The organism is Streptococcus oralis (assembly GCF_026782375.1).
GTDB lineage: Bacteria > Bacillota > Bacilli > Lactobacillales > Streptococcaceae > Streptococcus > Streptococcus oralis_CL.
In genome coordinates this window covers 803,939-822,008 of record NZ_JAKUWJ010000001.1, presented here as the reverse complement: position 1 = coordinate 822,008, position 18,070 = coordinate 803,939, and the positions used below count along the sequence as shown (strand labels likewise).

Sequence of the window (18,070 nt, the reverse complement as noted above, 5' to 3'; positions counted from 1 at the left end):
AAGAAGATGTTAGAATTTATCGAATACCCAAAATGTTCAACTTGTAAGAAAGCAAAGAATGAACTTGACCAACTCGGACTTGACTATCAAGATATTCATATTGTAGAAGAAACACCAAGTGAAGAAGTTATTTTAAACTGGCTAGAAACTTCTGGTTTTGAAGTGAAACAATTTTTCAATACCAGCGGGATTAAATATCGTGAACTAGGCCTAAAAGATAAGGTGGGAAGCTTGTCAAAACAAGAAGCAGCCAAGCTTCTAGCGAGTGATGGCATGTTATTGAAACGTCCAATTTTGGTGGAGAATGGTGCTGTTAAACAAATTGGCTATAGAAAAACCTATGAGAACTTAGGTTTGAGATAGTTTTTATCTATCTTCTTGATAGGTAAAATATATAGCTTCCCTGTTTTAAAGTGTGATAAACTATAAGATAGACAAAGTCTGCTTTACCCGTAGCAAATAATTTGCTTGGGAGCAGAAGTATGGTAGAATGAATCATTATCAGGAGAGGATGTTTTTATGACTGTTACAACACTTTTAGCATCAGATTGGTACCAGAGCTTGATGCAGCTGATTCCAGACGGTAAGCTCTTTAGCTTGCGTTCGGTTTTTGATGGGATTCCAAGAATTGTCCAACAACTTCCTACAACTATCATGTTGACGCTTAGTGGTGCGATTTTTGGTTTGGTGCTAGCCTTGGTTTTTGCCATTGTTAAAATCAACCGTGTTAAGATTTTATATCCTTTACAAGCCTTTTTTGTCAGCTTTTTAAAAGGGACACCGATTTTGGTTCAGCTTATGTTGACCTACTACGGGATTCCACTTGCTCTGAAAGCCCTCAATCAACAATGGGGAACCAGCTTTAATATCAATGCGATTCCAGCAGCAACCTTTGCTATTGTAGCTTTTGCCTTTAATGAGGCAGCTTATGCCAGCGAAACCATTCGTGCAGCCATCCTTTCTGTCAATCCTGGTGAGATTGAAGCGGCACGCAGTCTGGGGATGACCCGTGCGCAAGTTTATCGTCGTGTCATTATTCCTAATGCAGCGGTGGTAGCTACTCCAACCTTGATCAATTCCCTCATTGGTTTGACCAAGGGAACTTCTCTAGCCTTTAGTGCGGGTGTTGTCGAAGTTTTTGCTCAGGCTCAGATTTTGGGTGGAGCTGATTATCGTTACTTTGAGCGATTCATCTCCGTAGCCCTTGTTTACTGGGTAGTCAATATCGGAATCGAAAGCCTCGGTCGTTTTATCGAGAAGAAAATGCAAATTTCTGCGCCGGATACAGTAACTACAGATGTGAAAGGAGACCTTCGTTAATGATTAAGATTTCGAATTTAAGCAAATCCTTTTCAGGTCAGACTGTCTTGGATCATCTGGACTTGGATATCCAAAAGGGAGAAGTTGTAGCCTTGATTGGTTCATCTGGAGCTGGGAAATCAACCTTTCTTCGTAGTTTGAACTACCTTGAAACTCCAGATAGCGGATCCATCCAGATTGACAATTTTAAAGTTGATTTTTCTCAGATTAGCCAAGAGGAAATTTTGACCCTTCGTCGCAAGTTGTCCATGGTTTTCCAACAGTTCAACTTATTTGAACGCCGAACAGCCCTTGACAATGTCAAGGAAGGCTTGGTTGTTGTTAAGAAATTATCAGATGAGGAAGCAACCAAAATCGCCAAGGAAGAGTTGGCTAAGGTCGGTCTTTCTGATAAGGAGCAACATTACCCTCGCCATTTGTCAGGTGGGCAAAAGCAACGGGTTGCCCTAGCGCGTGCCCTCGCTATGAAACCAGACGTCTTGCTCTTGGACGAACCAACATCAGCTCTTGATCCAGAATTGGTCGGAGAAGTGGAAAAATCTATTGCAGATGCCGCTAAGTCTGGTCAAACCATGATCTTGGTTAGTCACGATATGTCTTTTGTAGCCCAAGTGGCAGATAAGATTTTGTTCCTAGATAAAGGGAAAATCATCGAGTCTGGCACACCGGATGAAATCATCAATCATCCGAAAGAAGAACGAACAAAAGAATTCTTCGCTAGTTACAAACGGACTTATATTTGATATAATAGTAAAAGGAAAACTCAGTTAGTTGGACTAGCTGAGTTTACTCTTTAAAAAAGATAGAAATGAGAGAGATCATGCTACTGCAACTATTTTCTTTATATTTCGAGAGTTTGATCTTAACGACCATTCTCGTCGTGATTTCTTTAGGAATTTGGATTGGATTGCGAGCTATGTCTGGTGTGGACAAGACAGCCAAGGCCCGTCAAGCCCATCTCTATGATATGATTATGATCGGGGTTTTGGTGATTCCAGTATTATCCTTTGCCATCATGAGTCTCATTTTAGTTTTCAGAGCATAATACTTGCTAAATAAACTTCAAACAGTTAGAATAAAGATAGTTACAACAAGAAAGAAGGAATCGAAATGTACGATACGATTATTATTGGTGCTGGACCTGCGGGAATGACAGCTGCCTTATATGCTGCTCGAAGTAATCTGAAAGTGGCTTTGATTGAAGGTGGTCTGCCAGGCGGGCAAATGAACAACACATCTGATATTGAAAACTATCCAGGTTATGCCAATATCAGTGGACCTGAATTGGCTGAAAAAATGTTTGAACCACTTGAAAATCTTGGAGTGGAGCACCTTTATGGGTTTGTTGAAAAGATTGAAGATCATGCTGACTATAAGAAGGTAATCACTGATGACCAAGTTTATGAAACCCGTACTGTCATCGTGGCAACTGGCTCTAAACACCGTCTTTTAGATGTTCCTGGAGAAGAAGAATTAAATAGCCGAGGCGTTTCCTATTGTGCGGTCTGTGATGGAGCTTTCTTCCGTGACCAAGACTTGCTCGTAGTCGGTGGTGGAGATTCAGCGGTAGAAGAAGCTCTCTTCTTGACACGCTTTGCCAAGTCTGTCACTATTGTTCACCGTCGCGACCAACTTCGTGCCCAAAAGGTTTTGCAAGACAGTGCCTTTGCTAATGAAAAAGTCAACTTTATCTGGGACTCTGTAGTTAAGGAAATCAAGGGTGAAAACAGAGTAGAGTCAGTTGTATTTGAAAATGTAAAAACTGGTCAAGTGACAGAGCAAGCCTTCGGAGGTGTCTTTATCTATGTTGGACTGGACCCTGTTAGTGATTTTGTTAAGGATTTGAATATCCAAGACCAGGCGGGGTGGATTGTAACAGATAACCACATGAAGACTGCCGTTGAAGGTATCTTTGCGGTTGGAGATGTTCGCCAGAAAGATCTTCGCCAAGTGACAACAGCAGTTGGAGATGGGGCTATCGCAGGTCAAGAAGCCTACAAGTTTATCACCGAACATAGTTAATACTCTTCGAAAATCTCTTCAAATCAAGTCAACGTCGCCTTGCCGTAGGTATGGGTACTGACTTCGTCAGTTCTATCCACAACCTCAAAACAGTGTTTTGAGCTGACTTCGTCAGTCTTATCTACAACCTCAAAGCAGTGCTTTGAGCTGTCTACAGCTAGCTTCCTAGTTTGCTTTTTGATTTTCATTGAGTATAATCATAAAAAAGTTTCCAATCAAGTGATTGGAAACTTTTTTATAGTCGGTTTCGGAAAACTTCGTACATGAGAATGGCTGCGGCAACACTAGCATTGAGGCTTTGAACATGCCCATTCATAGGAATGGTAATCATTTCGTCGACCTGTTTTTTGATATTGCTAGAGATTCCTTTTCCTTCATTTCCGATGATGAGGGCGATTTTCCCTTTTGTATTCCATTTGTGGCAAGGGGTACCATTCATATCTGTTCCGAAGGTCCAGAAGCCTTCATCCTTGAGTTTATCTAAGGTTTGACTGAGGTTGGTCACTCGGGCAATCGGTACGTGCTCAATAGCACCTGTGGCCGTTTTGGCAACAACAGGAGTTACACCGACAGCGCGGTGTTTGGGGATAATGACTCCTGAAACATTGGTCGCGTCAGCAGTTCTCAAGATAGAACCTAAGTTGTGAGGATCAGTTAACCCGTCTAGAATCAATAGCAAAGGATTTTCTTCTTGACGGGTTTTGGCAAGAATGTGATCTAGCTCGCTATAGGCAAATTCGGAAACTCGAAGGACAAATCCTTGATGGACAGCACCTTCGGTCATTTCAGAGAGGGATTTTTTTGAGGTCCAAGAGATGGAGACTTTTTTCTCAGCAGCCAGTTCCTTGACTTTCTCAACATTCTTACCCCTTAGATCTTCTTGGAGGTAGAGTTTGTTTCCAGTGTTTGCAAGGAGTGCTTCAGTAACGGCATGGACGCCATAGACAATATCATTTGTTTTCATGCCTCTATTATAACACAAAACCCCGTCTTGCAACGGGATTTTCTTTATTCCAGAATCAGTAAACCATCTTTAACAGCAAATGGATCTTTTTCATTGATACGATCGTAGAACATGATTCCGTTGATGTGGTCAATTTCATGTTGGACAACGATGGAGTTGTATCCTTTAAGTTTGATACGGTGTTTTTCACCGTCCTTGTCAAAGTAATCAACAGTGACACGGGCATGGCGGACAACATAGCCTGGTACGTTACGGTCAACAGATAGGCAACCTTCTCCTTCGCCAAGGGCAGCATCCTGAACAGAGTGGGATACGATTTTTGGATTGTACATAATGGCTTGTAAATCGTAGGCTTCCTCTGGAGTTTCACCTTCTTCCACAATATTTGGCACTAAAACAGCAATAATACGTTTTGAGATATCCAGCTGGGGAGCAGCAAGTCCAACACCACCACGAAGTCCCATTTTCTCAGCCATAACAGGATCCTGAGAATGCTTGAGGAATTGCATCATTTTTTCGCCAAGAATGATATCTTGATCACTCAATGGAAAAGTGACTTCCTCAGCAACTGCGCGTAGAGTAGGGTTTCCCTCACGGATAATATCATTCATATCAATCAAATGAGCAGCTTTTGTAATACGTTCTATAGCAGACATTTTCTCTCCTTTCATTACATCTACATGATAACACAAAATAGGCGAGAAAGAAAGTCGCAGAAGTTCCTAAAAAATAATATAATAAACGCTATTCCCCTTTTGTCTGTGGTATAATAAAAGAAAAGACTTGCACCAAAAAGCAAGGGGGAATAAAGATGGAAAAGCGACAAGATAGACGGTCTCATGGACCTATTGATGGATTGTTGAAGACTAGTATTGGTTTCTTTCAGAATTATAAATCCTGGACCAATGCCCAGTTTATTACGGTCTTGCTACTTGCAGTTGCCTTGTCCATGGGAGGGAACTTGTTAGTTCGAGCAGTACAAGGCAACAAGGGAACGAGTCCTAGTAGTCAAACTCTTGATTCTACAAGTACATCTGGTCAATCCAAGGAAAATGATTCTGACGAAAAGACAGCCCGTATCATGGCAAACGGTGATCTTCTTTATCATATCCCTATCTACCGAACAGCTCTAAAAGAAGATGGGACTTATGATTTTCATGAAAATTTTGAGTATGTCAAGCCTTGGCTCAAGCAAGCGGACTTGGTGATTGGTGACTTTGAAGGAACTGTGAACAAGGACCACTATTTGGCAGGTTATCCTCTTTTTAATGCACCTGGTGAGGTGATGGATGCGATCAAGGATGCAGGCTATCAAGTTCTAGACTTGGCCCACAATCACATCCTAGATTCTCAGATAGAGGGAGTGGTCTCAACGGCTCAAGCTATTGAAAATGCAGGAATGACACCTATCGGAGTTTACACACATGAATCCCGTGACCAAGCCCCTATAGTCATCAAGGAAGTCAATGGTATCAAGGTAGCTCTCTTGGCTTATTCCTATGGCTTTAATGGCATTGAACAATCTATTTCCCAAGAGGACTATAATCGCTATCTTTCTGACTTAGACGAAGAAAAGATGAAGGCGGAAATCGAGCGTGCCGAGAAAGAAGCGGATATCACTGTTGTTATGCCTCAGATGGGAATTGAGTACCAGTTGGAACCAACGGAAGAACAAAAGACACTGTACCACAAGATGATTGACTGGGGAGCTGATATTATCTTTGGAGGGCATCCTCACGTCGTTGAACCTGCCGAAACGGTTGAAAAAGATGGTGACAAAAAACTGATTATCTATTCCATGGGAAATTTCCTTTCAAACCAGCGCATTGAAACCATGCAAGACGAGGGAAATGCCAAGTGGACAGAGCGCGGTGTTCTTATGGATGTGACCATTAAGAAAAAAGATGGAAAGACAAGGATTGAAACCGCCAAAGCGCATCCTACTTGGGTTAATCGGACACCCAAAGGGACTTACTCCCTAGAAGGCTATCCGCTCTTCCTCTATCAGACCTATATCCTAGAGGACTTCATCGAGGGGGGCAGTCACCGTGACAAGTTGGATGAGGCGACCAAGGAAAGAATTGACACAGCCTATAAAGAAATGAATGAACATGTAGGGTTGAAGTGGTAGGTACTCGCCCTAAAGGAGACGAGATGACGATTAAATTAATTGCAACGGATATGGATGGAACTTTGCTGGATCCAAGAGGGCAATTGGATTTGCCACGTTTAGAAAAGATTTTAGACCAATTAGATGAACGAGGTATCCGTTTTGTCATTGCGACGGGGAATGAAGTCCACCGGATGAGGCAATTATTAGAACACTTGGCGAGTCGAGTAGTCCTGGTTGTTGCTAACGGTGCTCGGATATTTGAGTATGATACATTACTTCAAGCTCAGACCTGGGATGATGCTATGGTTGACAAGGCTCTCCTTCATTTTAAAGGGAGGGAGTGTCGAGATCAGTTCGTCGTCACTAGTATGAACGGGAGTTTTGTCAAGGAAGGAACGGTTTTTACAGACCTGGAAAAATTTATGACTCCAGAGATGATTGAAAAACTTTACCAAAGGACCAATTTTGTGGAAGAGTTACAAGCTGACCTCTTTGGTGGAGTGCTAAAGATGAGCATGGTCGTTGGAGAGGAACGTTCTAATCCAGTTTTGCAGGAAATCAATGACCTCTTTGATGGTCGTGTAAGAGCTGTTTCTAGCGGTTATGGCTGTATCGATATCCTGCAAGCTGGTGTTCACAAGGCTTGGGGATTGGAAGAATTACTCAAGCGCTGGGATTTGACATCGGAACAAATCTTGGCTTTTGGTGATAGCGAAAATGATGTTGAGATGTTGGAGATGGCTGGAATTGCCTATGCTATGGAAAATGCTGATGATGAGGCCAAGGCAGTTGCAACTGCCCTAGCTCCAGCTAACAGCCAAGGAGGCGTTTATCAGGTTCTAGAAAATTGGTTAGAGAAAGAGGGATAAGGTGGCAGTACAGTTATTAGAAAATTGGCTCCTAAAAGAGCAAGCAAAAATTCAAACCAAGTATCGTGAACTCAATCAGATTTCTCTTTTAGAACCAGATATGATTTTTATCGGCGATTCGATTGTAGAATACTACCCTTTGCAAGAGTTACTCGGAACTGCCAAGACGATTGTTAATCGAGGCATCCGAGGTTACCAGACGGGGCTTCTACTAGACAATCTTGATGCCCATCTTTATGGTGATGCTGTCGATCAAATTGTTCTCTTAATTGGGACAAACGATATCGGAAAAGATATTCCCATGAATGAAGCCTTGGATAATCTTGAAGGTGTGATTCAATCGCTTAACCGAGATTATCCGCTGTCACAAATAAAGCTTGTTTCTATTCTGCCAGTCAATGAAGGAGAAGAATACAAGCAGACAGTATATATTCGTACCAATGAAAAGATCAGAGAATGGAATCAAGCCTATGAGGCTCTAGCTTCCGCCTATATGCAAGTAGATTTTCTACCAATTTATGATAGTTTGACAGATTCAGAAGGGCAACTTCAATCAGCCTATACAACGGATGGTCTCCATCTAAGTGTAGCTGGTTATCAAGCCTTATCAGATGCTTTGAAAACGTATCTTTTCTAAAGAATTGGCTTGATTTTGCAATTTTTATGAAGATAGGTTATAATAGTTCTAACATCCTGGGGTCGTTACGGATTCGACAGGCATTATGAGGCATATTTTGCAACCCGTGTGGCGACGTAAACGCTCAGTTAAATATAACTGCAAAAAATAACACTTCTTACGCTCTAGCTGCCTAAAAACCAGCAGGCGTGACCTGATTTGGATTGCTCGTGTTCAATGACAGGTCTTATGATTAGCGAGATACGATCAAGCCTTGTCTAGTGGTTTGATAAGAGATTAATAGACTCGCAGTTTCTAGGCTTGAGTTATGTGTCGAGGAGCTGTTAAAACAATACATAACCTATGGTTGTAGAAAAATATGTTGGCAGGTGTTTGGACGTGGGTTCGACTCCCACCGGCTCCATTGATATTTTGCATTCTTTTGCAAACCTTTCTAAAACGTTGATAAATCAGCGTTTTTATTTTTATCTTTTTTATTGTTTAGCATTCTTTTTCAAAAAAAGGATACAACAAAGGATACAACGTTTTGCTGTATCCTAAATATTAAATCAAGTCCTGAATTTTCTTAAGTTTTTATCATATTTTCTGTTATAATTAAGGTGCCTTAAGAAAAATAATGAAAAAACTAAATGTTTTTCATATAGTTTTCATTGTTTTAATAGTTTAAAGTCAATCTTATTTTTCTCTAATAGAAAATAATGAAAAAGTAGGTTTAGAAAGAGGTAAGTATCTATGTCTTCTCATAAAAAAGTGTCACTCTCTGAGATTAATCAATCTATCGATACTCCAAATAACAATCATTTCTGGCAAAATTTAAATGCCTTTTTAGGTCCGGGTGCTCTTGTCGCAGTTGGTTATATGGATCCAGGAAACTGGATTACCAGTGTAGTCGGTGGTGCTTCCTATAAGTATAGTCTCTTGTTTGTTATCTTGATTTCATCTCTCATTGCCATGCAACTTCAGCAGATGGCAGGAAAGCTTGGTATTGTAACCCAGATGGACCTGGCTCAAGCAACGGCTCATCATTCACCTAAATGGCTTCGTTATAGTCTATGGGTGATTTTAGAATTAGCCTTGATGGCGACAGATCTGGCAGAAGTTCTAGGTTCAGCGATTGCTCTCAATCTTCTCTTTAAGATTCCGATTATGATAGCAATTCTCTTGACCGTGTTGGATGTTTTTCTCTTATTGCTTCTGATGAAATTTGGCTTTAAGAAGATTGAAGCTATTGTGACAACACTGATTTTAACCATTCTAGCAATTTTTACCTATCTGGTAGCTTTGTCACATCCAAGCTTCCAAGGAATCGTTGAGGGTTATCTACCGAATGCAACCTTATTTGAAAGTCCCTTGCCAGGGCATGAAAGTCAATTAACCTTGGCACTAGGGATCGTGGGAGCAACGGTTATGCCCCATAACCTCTATTTGCATTCTTCCTTGTCACAAACTCGGAAAATCAATCACAAGGACAAGAATGATGTTCGAAAAGCCGTGCGCTTTATGACCTGGGATTCAAATCTCCAATTATCCTTGGCCTTTGTGGTTAACTCCCTTCTATTAATTCTCGGGGCGGCTCTCTTTTTCGGCCATGCATCTGAGATTTCTGCCTTCTCTCAAATGTATAATGCCTTGCAGGATTCTACTATTGCAGGAGCTATAGCTAGCTCGACCTTATCAACCTTGTTTGCCTTGGCTTTATTAGCCAGTGGTCAAAATTCGACAATTACGGGTACCTTGACTGGACAAATCGTTATGGAAGGTTTCTTGCATATGAGATTACCTCAATGGTTCATTCGTTTGGCAACTCGTCTCTTTGCCTTGTTGCCTGTCATGATTGTAGCGGTTCTGTTTGGTCATCAGGAAAAAACATTAGATCAGTTATTGGTTTATTCACAAGTCTTTCTTTCGATTGCTCTTCCATTTTCAATCTTCCCACTGATTTATCTAACTTCTAAGAAATCACTGATGGGAGAATTTACCAATGCCAAATGGAATACCATCCTTGGCTATATCGTTTCCATTATCTTAACAATTCTCAATGTGAAATTGTTATTTGATATTTTCTAAGAAATTCACCCGAGTTATAAAACAAGCATATAAGAAAAAAGATACCCAAGATTTCTTGGGTATCTTTTTTAAAATAAACGGAAGACATGGGATTCGAACCCACGCACGCTGTTACACGCCTACCGCGTTTCCAACACGGCCTCTTAAGCCTCTTGAGTAATCTTCCAATACTTACTCAAATAGTCTACCATAAAGGCCCTTATCTTGCAATAAAAATTCTAGAAATAAGGAAAATGATAGATTTTGAAAGAAAATGATAAAAAATGCTTGATTTTTAAATAAAGTGTGATAGAATGAATAGTGTAAACGATAACAGGAGGTGATTCGGTGTTAAAAACAGAGCGGAAGCAACTGATTTTAGAGGAGTTAAATCAACATCATGTAGTTTCTCTAGAAAAATTAGTTAGTTTGCTAGAGACCTCAGAATCAACGGTTCGAAGAGATTTGGATGAGTTGGAAGCGGAAAACAAGCTTCGTCGCGTACATGGTGGAGCAGAATTGCCTCACTCTTTGCAGGAAGAAGAAACCATTCAAGAAAAATCTGTCAAAAACCTTCAAGAGAAGAAGTTGCTGGCTCAGAAAGCAGCCTCTCTCATCAAGGAACAAGATGTCATCTTTATCGATGCTGGAACAACAACTGCTTTTTTGATTCATGAATTGGTCAATAAGAATGTTACAGTCGTGACCAACTCGATTCACCATGCCGCACAGTTGGTTGAAAAGCAGATTCCAACTGTCATGGTTGGAGGAAGTGTCAAGATGGCAACAGATGCTAGCATCGGGGGCGTTGCTCTTAACCAGATTAACCAATTGCACTTTGATCGTGCCTTTATCGGGATGAATGGTGTGGACGATGGCTATTATACAACTCCTGATATGGAAGAGGGTGCTGTGAAGCGCGCTATTTTAGAGAATGCCAAACAGACCTATGTCTTGGTTGATTCGTCAAAAATTGGACAAACTTGCTTTGCCAAGGTAGCACCACTCAAACGAGCTATTGTTATCACAAGTCAAGGGCATGAGCTCTTGCAGGCTATTAAGGAGAAAACGGAGGTAATAGAAGTATGATTTATACAGTCACACTCAATCCATCCATTGACTATATCGTTCGTTTGGACCAAGTCCAAGTCGGTAGTGTCAATCGAATGGATAGTGATGATAAGTTTGCTGGAGGGAAAGGAATCAATGTCAGTCGTGTCTTGAAACGCTTGGATATTCCAAATACAGCGACTGGATTTATCGGAGGTTTTACTGGTAAATTTATCACAGATACTTTGGCTGATGAAGCAATCGAGACACGTTTTGTCCAAGTGGCAGAAGATACTCGTATCAATGTTAAAATCAAAGCAGACCAAGAGACAGAAATCAACGGAACGGGTCCAAATGTCGAACCAGCCCAGTTAGAAGAATTGAAAGCTATTTTATCTAGTCTGACAGCAGATGATACGGTTGTGTTTGCGGGTTCGAGTGCTAAAAACCTAGGAAATGTCATCTACAAGGATTTGATTGCCTTGACGCGGCAGACTGGTGCGCAAGTGGTTTGTGACTTTGAAGGACAGACCTTGATTGATAGTTTGGACTACCAGCCACTTTTGGTCAAACCAAATAATCACGAGCTTGGAGCGATTTTTGGAGTGAAACTCGAAAGTTTAGATGAAATTGAGAAATACGCTCGAGAACTCCTAGCTAAAGGTGCTCAAAATGTGATTATCTCTATGGCTGGTGATGGTGCCCTTCTTGTCACATCTGAGGGAGCTTACTTCGCCAAACCTATCAAGGGAACAGTCAAAAATTCAGTTGGAGCTGGTGACTCTATGGTTGCTGGATTTACAGGTGAATTTGTCAAATCTAAAGATGTAGTAGAATCCTTCAAATGGGGAGTTGCTTGTGGAACAGCAACGACATTCTCAGATGACTTGGCAACGGCAGAATTTATTAAAGAAACATATGAAAAAGTTGAGGTAGAAAAACGATGAAAATTCAAGACCTATTGAGAAAAGATGTCATGTTGCTGGATTTGCAGGCAACTGAAAAAACAGCTGTCATCGACGAGATGATTAAAAGTTTGACAGACCACGGTTATGTAACAGATTTTGAAACATTTAAAGAAGGAATTTTGGCGCGTGAAGCTCTCACTTCTACTGGTCTGGGTGATGGAATCGCAATGCCTCACAGCAAAAATGCTGCTGTAAAAGAAGCGACTGTTCTCTTTGCTAAATCAAACAAGGGTGTTGACTATGAAAGTTTAGATGGACAACCAACTGACCTCTTCTTCATGATTGCTGCTCCAGAAGGCGCCAATGATACTCACTTGGCAGCCTTGGCAGAATTGTCTCAATACTTGATGAAAGATGGCTTTGCTGATAAACTTCGTCAAGCAACATCAGCTGACCAAGTTATCGAACTTTTTAACCAAGCTTCAGAAAAAGCTGAGGAGCCAGTTCAAGCACCTACCAATGACTCTGGTGACTTTATCGTTGCTGTTACAGCTTGTACAACAGGTATTGCCCACACTTACATGGCTCAAGAAGCCCTTCAAAAAGTGGCTGCTGAAATGGGTGTTGGAATCAAGGTTGAAACCAACGGTGCTAGCGGTGTTGGAAACCAACTAACTGCTGAGGACATCCGCAAGGCTAAAGCTGTTATCATAGCTGCAGACAAGGCGGTTGAGATGGATCGTTTCGATGGCAAACCATTGATCAATCGTCCAGTTGCTGACGGTATCCGTAAAACAGAAGAATTGATTAACTTGGCTCTTTCAGGAGAAGCGGAAGTCTACCGTGCCGCTAATGGTGCAAAAGCTGCAACAGCCTCTAACGAAAAACAAAGCCTTGGTGGTGCCTTCTACAAACACTTGATGAGTGGTGTATCTCAAATGTTGCCATTTGTTATTGGCGGTGGTATCATGATTGCCCTTGCCTTCTTGATTGACGGCGCTTTGGGTGTTCCAAATGAAAAACTTGGCAATCTTGGTTCTTACCATGAACTAGCTTCCATGTTCATGAAAATTGGTGGTGCAGCCTTTGGATTGATGCTCCCAGTCTTTGCAGGTTATGTTGCCTACTCTATCGCTGAAAAACCAGGTTTGGTAGCTGGTTTTGTGGCTGGTGCAATTGCCAAAGAAGGTTTTGCCTTTGGTAAAATCCCTTATGCCGCAGGAGGAGAAGCAACTTCAACTCTTGCAGGTGTCTCATCCGGTTTCCTAGGTGCCCTTGTTGGTGGATTTATCGCAGGTGCCTTGGTTCTTGTTATCAAGAAATACGTTAAAGTTCCTCGTTCACTTGAAGGTGCTAAATCTATCCTTATCCTACCGCTTTTCGGAACAATCTTGACAGGATTTGTTATGTTGGCTGTCAATATTCCAATGGCAGCAATCAACACTGCTATGAATGACTTCCTAGGCGGTCTTGGAGGAGGTTCAGCTGTCCTTCTTGGTATCGTTCTTGGAGGCATGATGGCTGTTGACATGGGTGGACCAGTCAACAAAGCTGCTTATGTCTTTGGTACAGGTACGCTTGCAGCGACTGTTTCTTCAGGTGGTTCTGTAGCCATGGCAGCAGTTATGGCTGGAGGAATGGTGCCACCACTTGCCATCTTTGTCGCAACTCTTCTCTTTAAAGACAAATTTACTAAGGAAGAACGCAACTCTGGTTTGACAAACATCATCATGGGCTTGTCATTCATCACTGAAGGAGCAATCCCATTTGGTGCCGCTGACCCAGCTCGTGCGATCCCAAGCTTCGTTCTTGGATCAGCAGTAGCAGGTGGTCTCGTTGGTCTTGCAGGAATCAAACTCATGGCACCACACGGAGGCATCTTCGTCATCGCCCTTACTTCAAATGCTCTTCTTTACCTTGTCTTTGTCTTGATTGGAGCAATTGTAAGTGGTGTGGTTTATGGTTACCTACGCAAACCACAAGCATAAAAAATATTAGAATAGAAAGATTGTTACCATTTGGTGCAATCTTTTTCTCTATTCGAAATGGCTGTGAAATATGGTATAATAGAAGAATGGCAAACAAGAATACTACAAAAACAAGACGGAGACCGTCTAAAGCAGAACTCGAAAGAAAACAGGCTATCCAGAGGATGTTGATTTCCTTAGGAATTGCCTTATTGTTGATTATTGCAGCCCTTAAACTCGGTGCAGCAGGTGTCACACTTTACAATCTCATTCGACTGGTGGTTGGAAGTTTGGCCTATGTGGCCATAGGTGGTCTCCTCATCTATCTTTTTCTTTTTAAATGGATCCGCAAGCAAGAGGGACTTCTATCAGGATTTCTCTGTATCTTCGCTGGCTTGCTCTTGATTTTTGAGGCCTACTTGGTTTGGAAATATGGTTTGGAGCAATCAGTTCTAAAAGGGACCCTGTCTCAAGTTATGACGGACCTGACTGGTATGCGGGTGACTAGCTTCGCTGGTGGAGGCTTGCTTGGTGTCGGACTTTATATTCCCATAGCCTTTCTTTTCTCAAATATCGGGTCGTACTTTATTGGAGTTCTTTTGATTCTAGTTGGGGCACTCTTGGTTAGTCCTTGGTCTATTTACGATGTTGCAGCCTTTATTGGAACTCAGTTCAGATCTTTCATGGAAAAACAGGAACAGAGAAAACAGGAACGCTTCATCAAGAGAGAAGAAGAGAAGGCTCGTCAAGAAGCTGAAGAAGCAGCAAGAATTCAGAGAGAACAAGAAGAGCAGGATGCATTACCGCTTCCTCCTGTAGATCCTGAAACGGGAGAAATCTTATCTGAAGTACCAGACTACGATTTCCCACCAATTCCTGAGGAAGAATGGATCGAACCGGAGATTATCCTCCCTCAAACTGATTTTGACGTTCCAGATAGGGAAGAAGATTTTGAGGATGAAGAGGTACAGGTTGATTTTTCTGCCAAGGAAGCCCTCGAATACAAGCTGCCAAGCTTGCAACTCTTTGCGCCAGATAAACCCAAAGACCAATCCAAGGAAAAGAAGATTGTTCGGGAAAATATCAAAATCCTAGAAGAAACCTTTGCCAGCTTTGGTATCAAGGTGACGGTGGAACGAGCTGAAATTGGACCTTCAGTAACCAAGTATGAAGTCAAGCCAGCAGTTGGTGTACGGGTTAACCGTATTTCCAATCTGGCAGACGACTTAGCGCTGGCTCTGGCGGCCAAGGATGTTCGGATTGAGGCTCCGATCCCTGGTAAATCCTTAGTCGGAATTGAAGTACCCAACTCTGAGATTGCGACCGTTTCCTTCCGTGAACTCTGGGAACAGTCTCAAACTAAACCAGAAAATCTCCTCGAAATTCCTCTAGGTAAGGCTGTCAATGGAACTGCTCGCACCTTTGACCTTTCCAAGATGCCCCACCTACTCGTTGCAGGTTCGACGGGATCAGGGAAGTCAGTCGCAGTTAACGGTATTATCGCCAGCATTCTGATGAAAGCAAGACCCGACCAGGTCAAGTTTATGATGGTGGATCCAAAGATGGTTGAGTTATCGGTTTACAATGACATTCCTCATCTCTTGATTCCAGTTGTGACCAATCCACGCAAGGCCAGCAAGGCTCTGCAAAAGGTTGTGGATGAGATGGAAAACCGTTATGAACTCTTTGCTAAGGTTGGTGTGAGAAATATCGCTGGTTACAATGCCAAGGTCGAGGAATTCAATAGCCAATCTGAGTACAAACAAGTGCCGCTGCCTTTGATTGTTGTTATTGTGGACGAGTTGGCTGACCTTATGATGGTGGCCAGCAAGGAAGTGGAAGATGCTATCATCCGCCTCGGACAGAAGGCACGTGCTGCAGGGATTCACATGATTCTCGCAACGCAACGTCCATCGGTTGATGTCATCTCTGGTCTCATCAAGGCCAATGTTCCATCACGAGTAGCATTTGCAGTTTCATCGGGAACAGATTCGCGAACTATCTTGGATGAAAATGGGGCTGAAAAGCTGCTCGGTCGAGGAGATATGCTCTTTAAACCAATTGATGAAAATCACCCAGTCCGTCTACAAGGATCCTTTATCTCAGATGATGATGTCGAACGTATCGTAAACTTCATCAAGGCTCAGGCAGATGCGGACTACGATGATAGCTTTGACCCAGGAGACGTTCCAGATAATGAGGGAGATTTCTCTGATGGTGAAGCTGGTGGCGATCCGCTCTTTGAGGAAGCCAAGGCTCTGGTTATCGAGACGCAGAAAGCCAGCGCTTCTATGATTCAGCGTCGTTTGTCGGTTGGATTTAACCGTGCGACCCGCCTGATGGAAGAACTTGAAATGGCAGGTGTCATCGGTCCAGCTGAAGGAACCAAACCACGCAAAGTATTGCAACAATAAAAAATAGCTTCTTTCCAAATCTGGAAGGAAGCTATTTTAGTGATTACTGGTTCGTTTTAGTTTCTGTATTTGTCGTATTTGACTGTGTACCGTTATCGCTTGTTTCTTTATTTGTAGCAGGTGTAGAAGAGTCCTGAGTTGTTGTTTTCTGTTCTTCTTTTTTCTCCTCTTTCTTGTTGGATTGGGAAGTTTCTTCTTGCGGAGTCTTTTCTTTAGTAGAAGTGTTGTCCTTGTTAGGTGTAGTATTTTCCTGAGGGGATTCCTTTTGAATTTCCTTGACAACAGTTGTTTGGGTTGTCGTCGGTTCTTTTTTGTTGTTTTTGTTATTATCCATGGCGTTCATGATGGTGATAGTAGCGGTGATGAGACCAAGGATACTACCGATAGTAGCAATCGTTTTTTGAAAGACAGTAAATCCCTTTTTGATGTGTTCAGTTTTTGATTTATTAGAAGTTCTACGATAATTAGACATGATACTCTCCTTTGATTATGATTTATTATACCTTATTTCTTTAAAAAAATCTTAAAAAAAGAGAAAACTACCTTTCTTGTCGAAGGTCTCTTTTCGTGATACAATAGAAGGAGTGATTTTAGAAAGCGTGAGAAAACATGATCTACTTTGACAATTCGGCGACAACTAAGCCTTATCCTGAAGCTCTAGAGACCTATATGCAGGTTGCTTCAAAAATTGTAGGAAATCCGTCTAGTCTCCATTGTTTGGGAGACCAGGCAACACGAATTTTAGATGCTTCCCGGCAGCAAATTGCAGATTTGATTGGCAAGAAAAGTGATGAAATCTACTTTACCTCTGGTGGAACAGAAGGGGATAACTGGGTCATCAAGGGTGTGGCCTTTGAAAAAGCCCAGTTTGGTAAGCACATCATCGTATCAGCTATTGAGCACCCAGCAGTCAAGGAGTCAGCCCTCTGGCTCAAAGGTCAAGGTTTTGAGGTGGATATTGCCCCAGTTGATGAGAAAGGATTTGTGGATGTTGAGGCCTTAGCAAGTTTGATACAACCTGATACGACCCTCGTTTCCATCATGGCAGTTAACAATGAAATCGGCTCTATCCAGCCCATTGAAGCTATCTCAGAACTTTTAGCTGATAAACCAACCATTTCCTTTCACGTTGATGCAGTTCAAGCACTCGCTAAAATTCCAACTGAAAAGTATCTGACTGATAGAGTGGATTTTGCCACCTTCTCGAGTCATAAATTCCACGGTGTCAGAGGTGTTGGCTTTGTTTATATCAAGTCTGGCAAGAAGATTACGCCTCTGTTGACTGGTGGTGGTCAAGAGGGAGACTATCGTTCGACAACTGAAAATGTAGCAGGGATTGCCGCAACAGCCAAGGCTCTTCGTTTGTCTATGGAAAAGTTAGCTATCTTTGCTAGTAAGACTGGGCAGATGAAGGCAGTCATTCGTCAAGCCCTTCTGGATTATCCAGATATTTTTGTCTTTTCAGATGAGAAAGACTTTACCCCTCATATCCTGACTTTTGGGATTAAGGGTGTTCGTGGAGAAGTCATCGTTCACGCATTTGAAGACTATGACATTTTCATTTCTACAACCTCGGCTTGTTCGTCCAAGGCAGGAAAACCTGCAGGTACCTTGATTGCCATGGGAGTGGACAAGGATAAGGCCCAGTCAGCTGTGCGTCTAAGCCTAGATCTGGAAAATGATATGAGTCAGGTTGAGCAGTTCTTGACCAAGCTAAAATTAATTTACAATCAAACTAGAAAAGTAAGATAGGAGCATTT

At 42.0% G+C, this 18,070-nt stretch carries 17 protein-coding genes, 1 tRNA gene and 1 other RNA gene; 15 read left to right on the top strand and 4 right to left on the bottom strand.

Features of this window, described 5'->3' with window-relative positions:
• The first annotated feature begins 6 nt into the window (after positions 1 to 6).
• The 5 genes from MK409_RS04115 to trxB all read left to right on the top strand — a co-directional run bounded on the left by MK409_RS04115 (position 7) and on the right by trxB (position 3,342).
• Positions 7 to 363 (top strand): arsenate reductase family protein, encoded by a 357-nt coding sequence (locus MK409_RS04115; RefSeq protein ID WP_268705430.1) that lies wholly within the window; start codon positions 7 to 9, stop codon positions 361 to 363.
• Between the two features lie 156 nt (positions 364 to 519).
• Positions 520 to 1,320, top strand: a complete 801-nt coding sequence (locus MK409_RS04110; RefSeq protein WP_049537241.1) for an amino acid ABC transporter permease — start codon at positions 520 to 522, stop codon at positions 1,318 to 1,320.
• The gene (locus MK409_RS04105) at positions 1,320 to 2,063 is read left to right on the top strand and encodes an amino acid ABC transporter ATP-binding protein (protein ID WP_268705429.1); all 744 of its coding nucleotides are present in this window, start codon (positions 1,320 to 1,322) and stop codon (positions 2,061 to 2,063) included. Before MK409_RS04110 ends, MK409_RS04105 begins: the two co-directional genes overlap by 1 nt.
• A 77-nt stretch (positions 2,064 to 2,140) precedes the next feature.
• Complete coding sequence (locus tag MK409_RS04100; RefSeq protein WP_247929554.1) at positions 2,141 to 2,365, top strand: DUF4059 family protein; 225 nt, start codon at positions 2,141 to 2,143, stop codon at positions 2,363 to 2,365.
• 65 nt (positions 2,366 to 2,430) lie between these two features.
• Entirely contained in the window at positions 2,431 to 3,342 is a 912-nt protein-coding gene (gene trxB, locus MK409_RS04095; RefSeq protein ID WP_268705428.1) for a thioredoxin-disulfide reductase, read from the top strand.
• 235 nt (positions 3,343 to 3,577) lie between these two features.
• On the opposite strand, the gene rlmB is transcribed toward trxB, so the two are convergent.
• Positions 3,578 to 4,306: a 23S rRNA (guanosine(2251)-2'-O)-methyltransferase RlmB gene (gene rlmB, locus MK409_RS04090; protein ID WP_000855729.1), complete on the bottom strand. Its 729-nt coding sequence runs from the start codon at positions 4,304 to 4,306 to the stop codon at positions 3,578 to 3,580.
• Positions 4,307 to 4,350: 44 nt separating this feature from the next.
• Entirely contained in the window at positions 4,351 to 4,962 is a 612-nt protein-coding gene (gene def / locus MK409_RS04085; RefSeq protein ID WP_045616898.1) for a peptide deformylase, read from the bottom strand.
• A gap of 155 nt (positions 4,963 to 5,117) precedes the next feature.
• Between def and MK409_RS04080 the strand changes: the two genes are divergently transcribed.
• The 5 genes from MK409_RS04080 (at position 5,118) to MK409_RS04060 (ending at position 9,992) form a co-directional block, all read left to right on the top strand.
• Positions 5,118 to 6,437, top strand: a complete 1,320-nt coding sequence (locus tag MK409_RS04080; protein ID WP_268705427.1) for a CapA family protein — start codon at positions 5,118 to 5,120, stop codon at positions 6,435 to 6,437.
• 23 nt (positions 6,438 to 6,460) lie between these two features.
• Entirely contained in the window at positions 6,461 to 7,288 is an 828-nt protein-coding gene (locus MK409_RS04075; RefSeq protein WP_268705426.1) for a Cof-type HAD-IIB family hydrolase, read from the top strand.
• A 1-nt stretch (position 7,289) separates the two neighbouring features.
• Positions 7,290 to 7,925, top strand: coding sequence for an SGNH/GDSL hydrolase family protein (locus tag MK409_RS04070; RefSeq protein WP_268705425.1), 636 nt, complete (start codon positions 7,290 to 7,292; stop codon positions 7,923 to 7,925).
• A gap of 58 nt (positions 7,926 to 7,983) precedes the next feature.
• Positions 7,984 to 8,331: a transfer-messenger RNA gene (gene ssrA, locus MK409_RS04065) on the top strand.
• Between the two features lie 326 nt (positions 8,332 to 8,657).
• Positions 8,658 to 9,992, top strand: a complete 1,335-nt coding sequence (locus tag MK409_RS04060) for an Nramp family divalent metal transporter (RefSeq protein WP_000094601.1) — start codon at positions 8,658 to 8,660, stop codon at positions 9,990 to 9,992.
• A gap of 78 nt (positions 9,993 to 10,070) precedes the next feature.
• Here the strand turns inward: MK409_RS04060 and MK409_RS04055 are convergent.
• Positions 10,071 to 10,158 (bottom strand) — tRNA-Ser (locus tag MK409_RS04055).
• A 161-nt stretch (positions 10,159 to 10,319) separates the two neighbouring features.
• Here MK409_RS04055 and MK409_RS04050 point away from each other — a divergent pair.
• From MK409_RS04050 to MK409_RS04035, 4 genes are all read left to right on the top strand, one after another.
• On the top strand, positions 10,320 to 11,060 hold the full coding sequence (locus tag MK409_RS04050) for a DeoR/GlpR family DNA-binding transcription regulator (RefSeq protein WP_000920654.1): 741 nt from the start codon (positions 10,320 to 10,322) through the stop codon (positions 11,058 to 11,060).
• Complete coding sequence (gene pfkB / locus MK409_RS04045; RefSeq protein WP_070527933.1) at positions 11,057 to 11,968, top strand: 1-phosphofructokinase; 912 nt, start codon at positions 11,057 to 11,059, stop codon at positions 11,966 to 11,968. Before MK409_RS04050 ends, pfkB begins: the two co-directional genes overlap by 4 nt.
• Positions 11,965 to 13,917: a fructose-specific PTS transporter subunit EIIC gene (locus tag MK409_RS04040; RefSeq protein WP_268705424.1), complete on the top strand. Its 1,953-nt coding sequence runs from the start codon at positions 11,965 to 11,967 to the stop codon at positions 13,915 to 13,917. Before pfkB ends, MK409_RS04040 begins: the two co-directional genes overlap by 4 nt.
• Before the next feature lie 86 nt (positions 13,918 to 14,003).
• Entirely contained in the window at positions 14,004 to 16,310 is a 2,307-nt protein-coding gene (locus MK409_RS04035) for a DNA translocase FtsK (RefSeq protein ID WP_326845907.1), read from the top strand.
• 43 nt (positions 16,311 to 16,353) lie between these two features.
• On the opposite strand, the gene MK409_RS04030 is transcribed toward MK409_RS04035, so the two are convergent.
• On the bottom strand, positions 16,354 to 16,782 hold the full coding sequence (locus MK409_RS04030; protein ID WP_268705422.1) for a DUF6556 family protein: 429 nt from the start codon (positions 16,780 to 16,782) through the stop codon (positions 16,354 to 16,356).
• 137 nt (positions 16,783 to 16,919) lie between these two features.
• On the opposite strand from MK409_RS04030, the gene MK409_RS04025 reads away from it, so the two are divergent.
• Positions 16,920 to 18,062, top strand: a complete 1,143-nt coding sequence (locus MK409_RS04025; protein WP_268705421.1) for a cysteine desulfurase family protein — start codon at positions 16,920 to 16,922, stop codon at positions 18,060 to 18,062.
• The last annotated feature ends 8 nt before the right edge of the window (positions 18,063 to 18,070 follow it).

What these genes read in the sequence shown, in the direction of transcription:
- MK409_RS04115 (WP_268705430.1), top strand. Translation starts at nt 7, where the DNA reads ATGTTAGAATTTATCGAATACCCAAAATGTTCAACTTGTAAGAAAGCA.
- MK409_RS04110 (WP_049537241.1), top strand. Translation starts at nt 520, where the DNA reads ATGACTGTTACAACACTTTTAGCATCAGATTGGTACCAGAGCTTGATG.
- MK409_RS04105 (WP_268705429.1), top strand. Translation starts at nt 1,320, where the DNA reads ATGATTAAGATTTCGAATTTAAGCAAATCCTTTTCAGGTCAGACTGTC.
- MK409_RS04100 (WP_247929554.1), top strand. Translation starts at nt 2,141, where the DNA reads ATGCTACTGCAACTATTTTCTTTATATTTCGAGAGTTTGATCTTAACG.
- trxB (WP_268705428.1), top strand. Translation starts at nt 2,431, where the DNA reads ATGTACGATACGATTATTATTGGTGCTGGACCTGCGGGAATGACAGCT.
- rlmB (WP_000855729.1), bottom strand. Translation starts at nt 4,306, where the DNA reads ATGAAAACAAATGATATTGTCTATGGCGTCCATGCCGTTACTGAAGCA.
- def (WP_045616898.1), bottom strand. Translation starts at nt 4,962, where the DNA reads ATGTCTGCTATAGAACGTATTACAAAAGCTGCTCATTTGATTGATATG.
- MK409_RS04080 (WP_268705427.1), top strand. Translation starts at nt 5,118, where the DNA reads ATGGAAAAGCGACAAGATAGACGGTCTCATGGACCTATTGATGGATTG.
- MK409_RS04075 (WP_268705426.1), top strand. Translation starts at nt 6,461, where the DNA reads ATGACGATTAAATTAATTGCAACGGATATGGATGGAACTTTGCTGGAT.
- MK409_RS04060 (WP_000094601.1), top strand. Translation starts at nt 8,658, where the DNA reads ATGTCTTCTCATAAAAAAGTGTCACTCTCTGAGATTAATCAATCTATC.
- pfkB (WP_070527933.1), top strand. Translation starts at nt 11,057, where the DNA reads ATGATTTATACAGTCACACTCAATCCATCCATTGACTATATCGTTCGT.
- MK409_RS04040 (WP_268705424.1), top strand. Translation starts at nt 11,965, where the DNA reads ATGAAAATTCAAGACCTATTGAGAAAAGATGTCATGTTGCTGGATTTG.
- MK409_RS04035 (WP_326845907.1), top strand. Translation starts at nt 14,004, where the DNA reads ATGGCAAACAAGAATACTACAAAAACAAGACGGAGACCGTCTAAAGCA.
- MK409_RS04030 (WP_268705422.1), bottom strand. Translation starts at nt 16,782, where the DNA reads ATGTCTAATTATCGTAGAACTTCTAATAAATCAAAAACTGAACACATC.
- MK409_RS04025 (WP_268705421.1), top strand. Translation starts at nt 16,920, where the DNA reads ATGATCTACTTTGACAATTCGGCGACAACTAAGCCTTATCCTGAAGCT.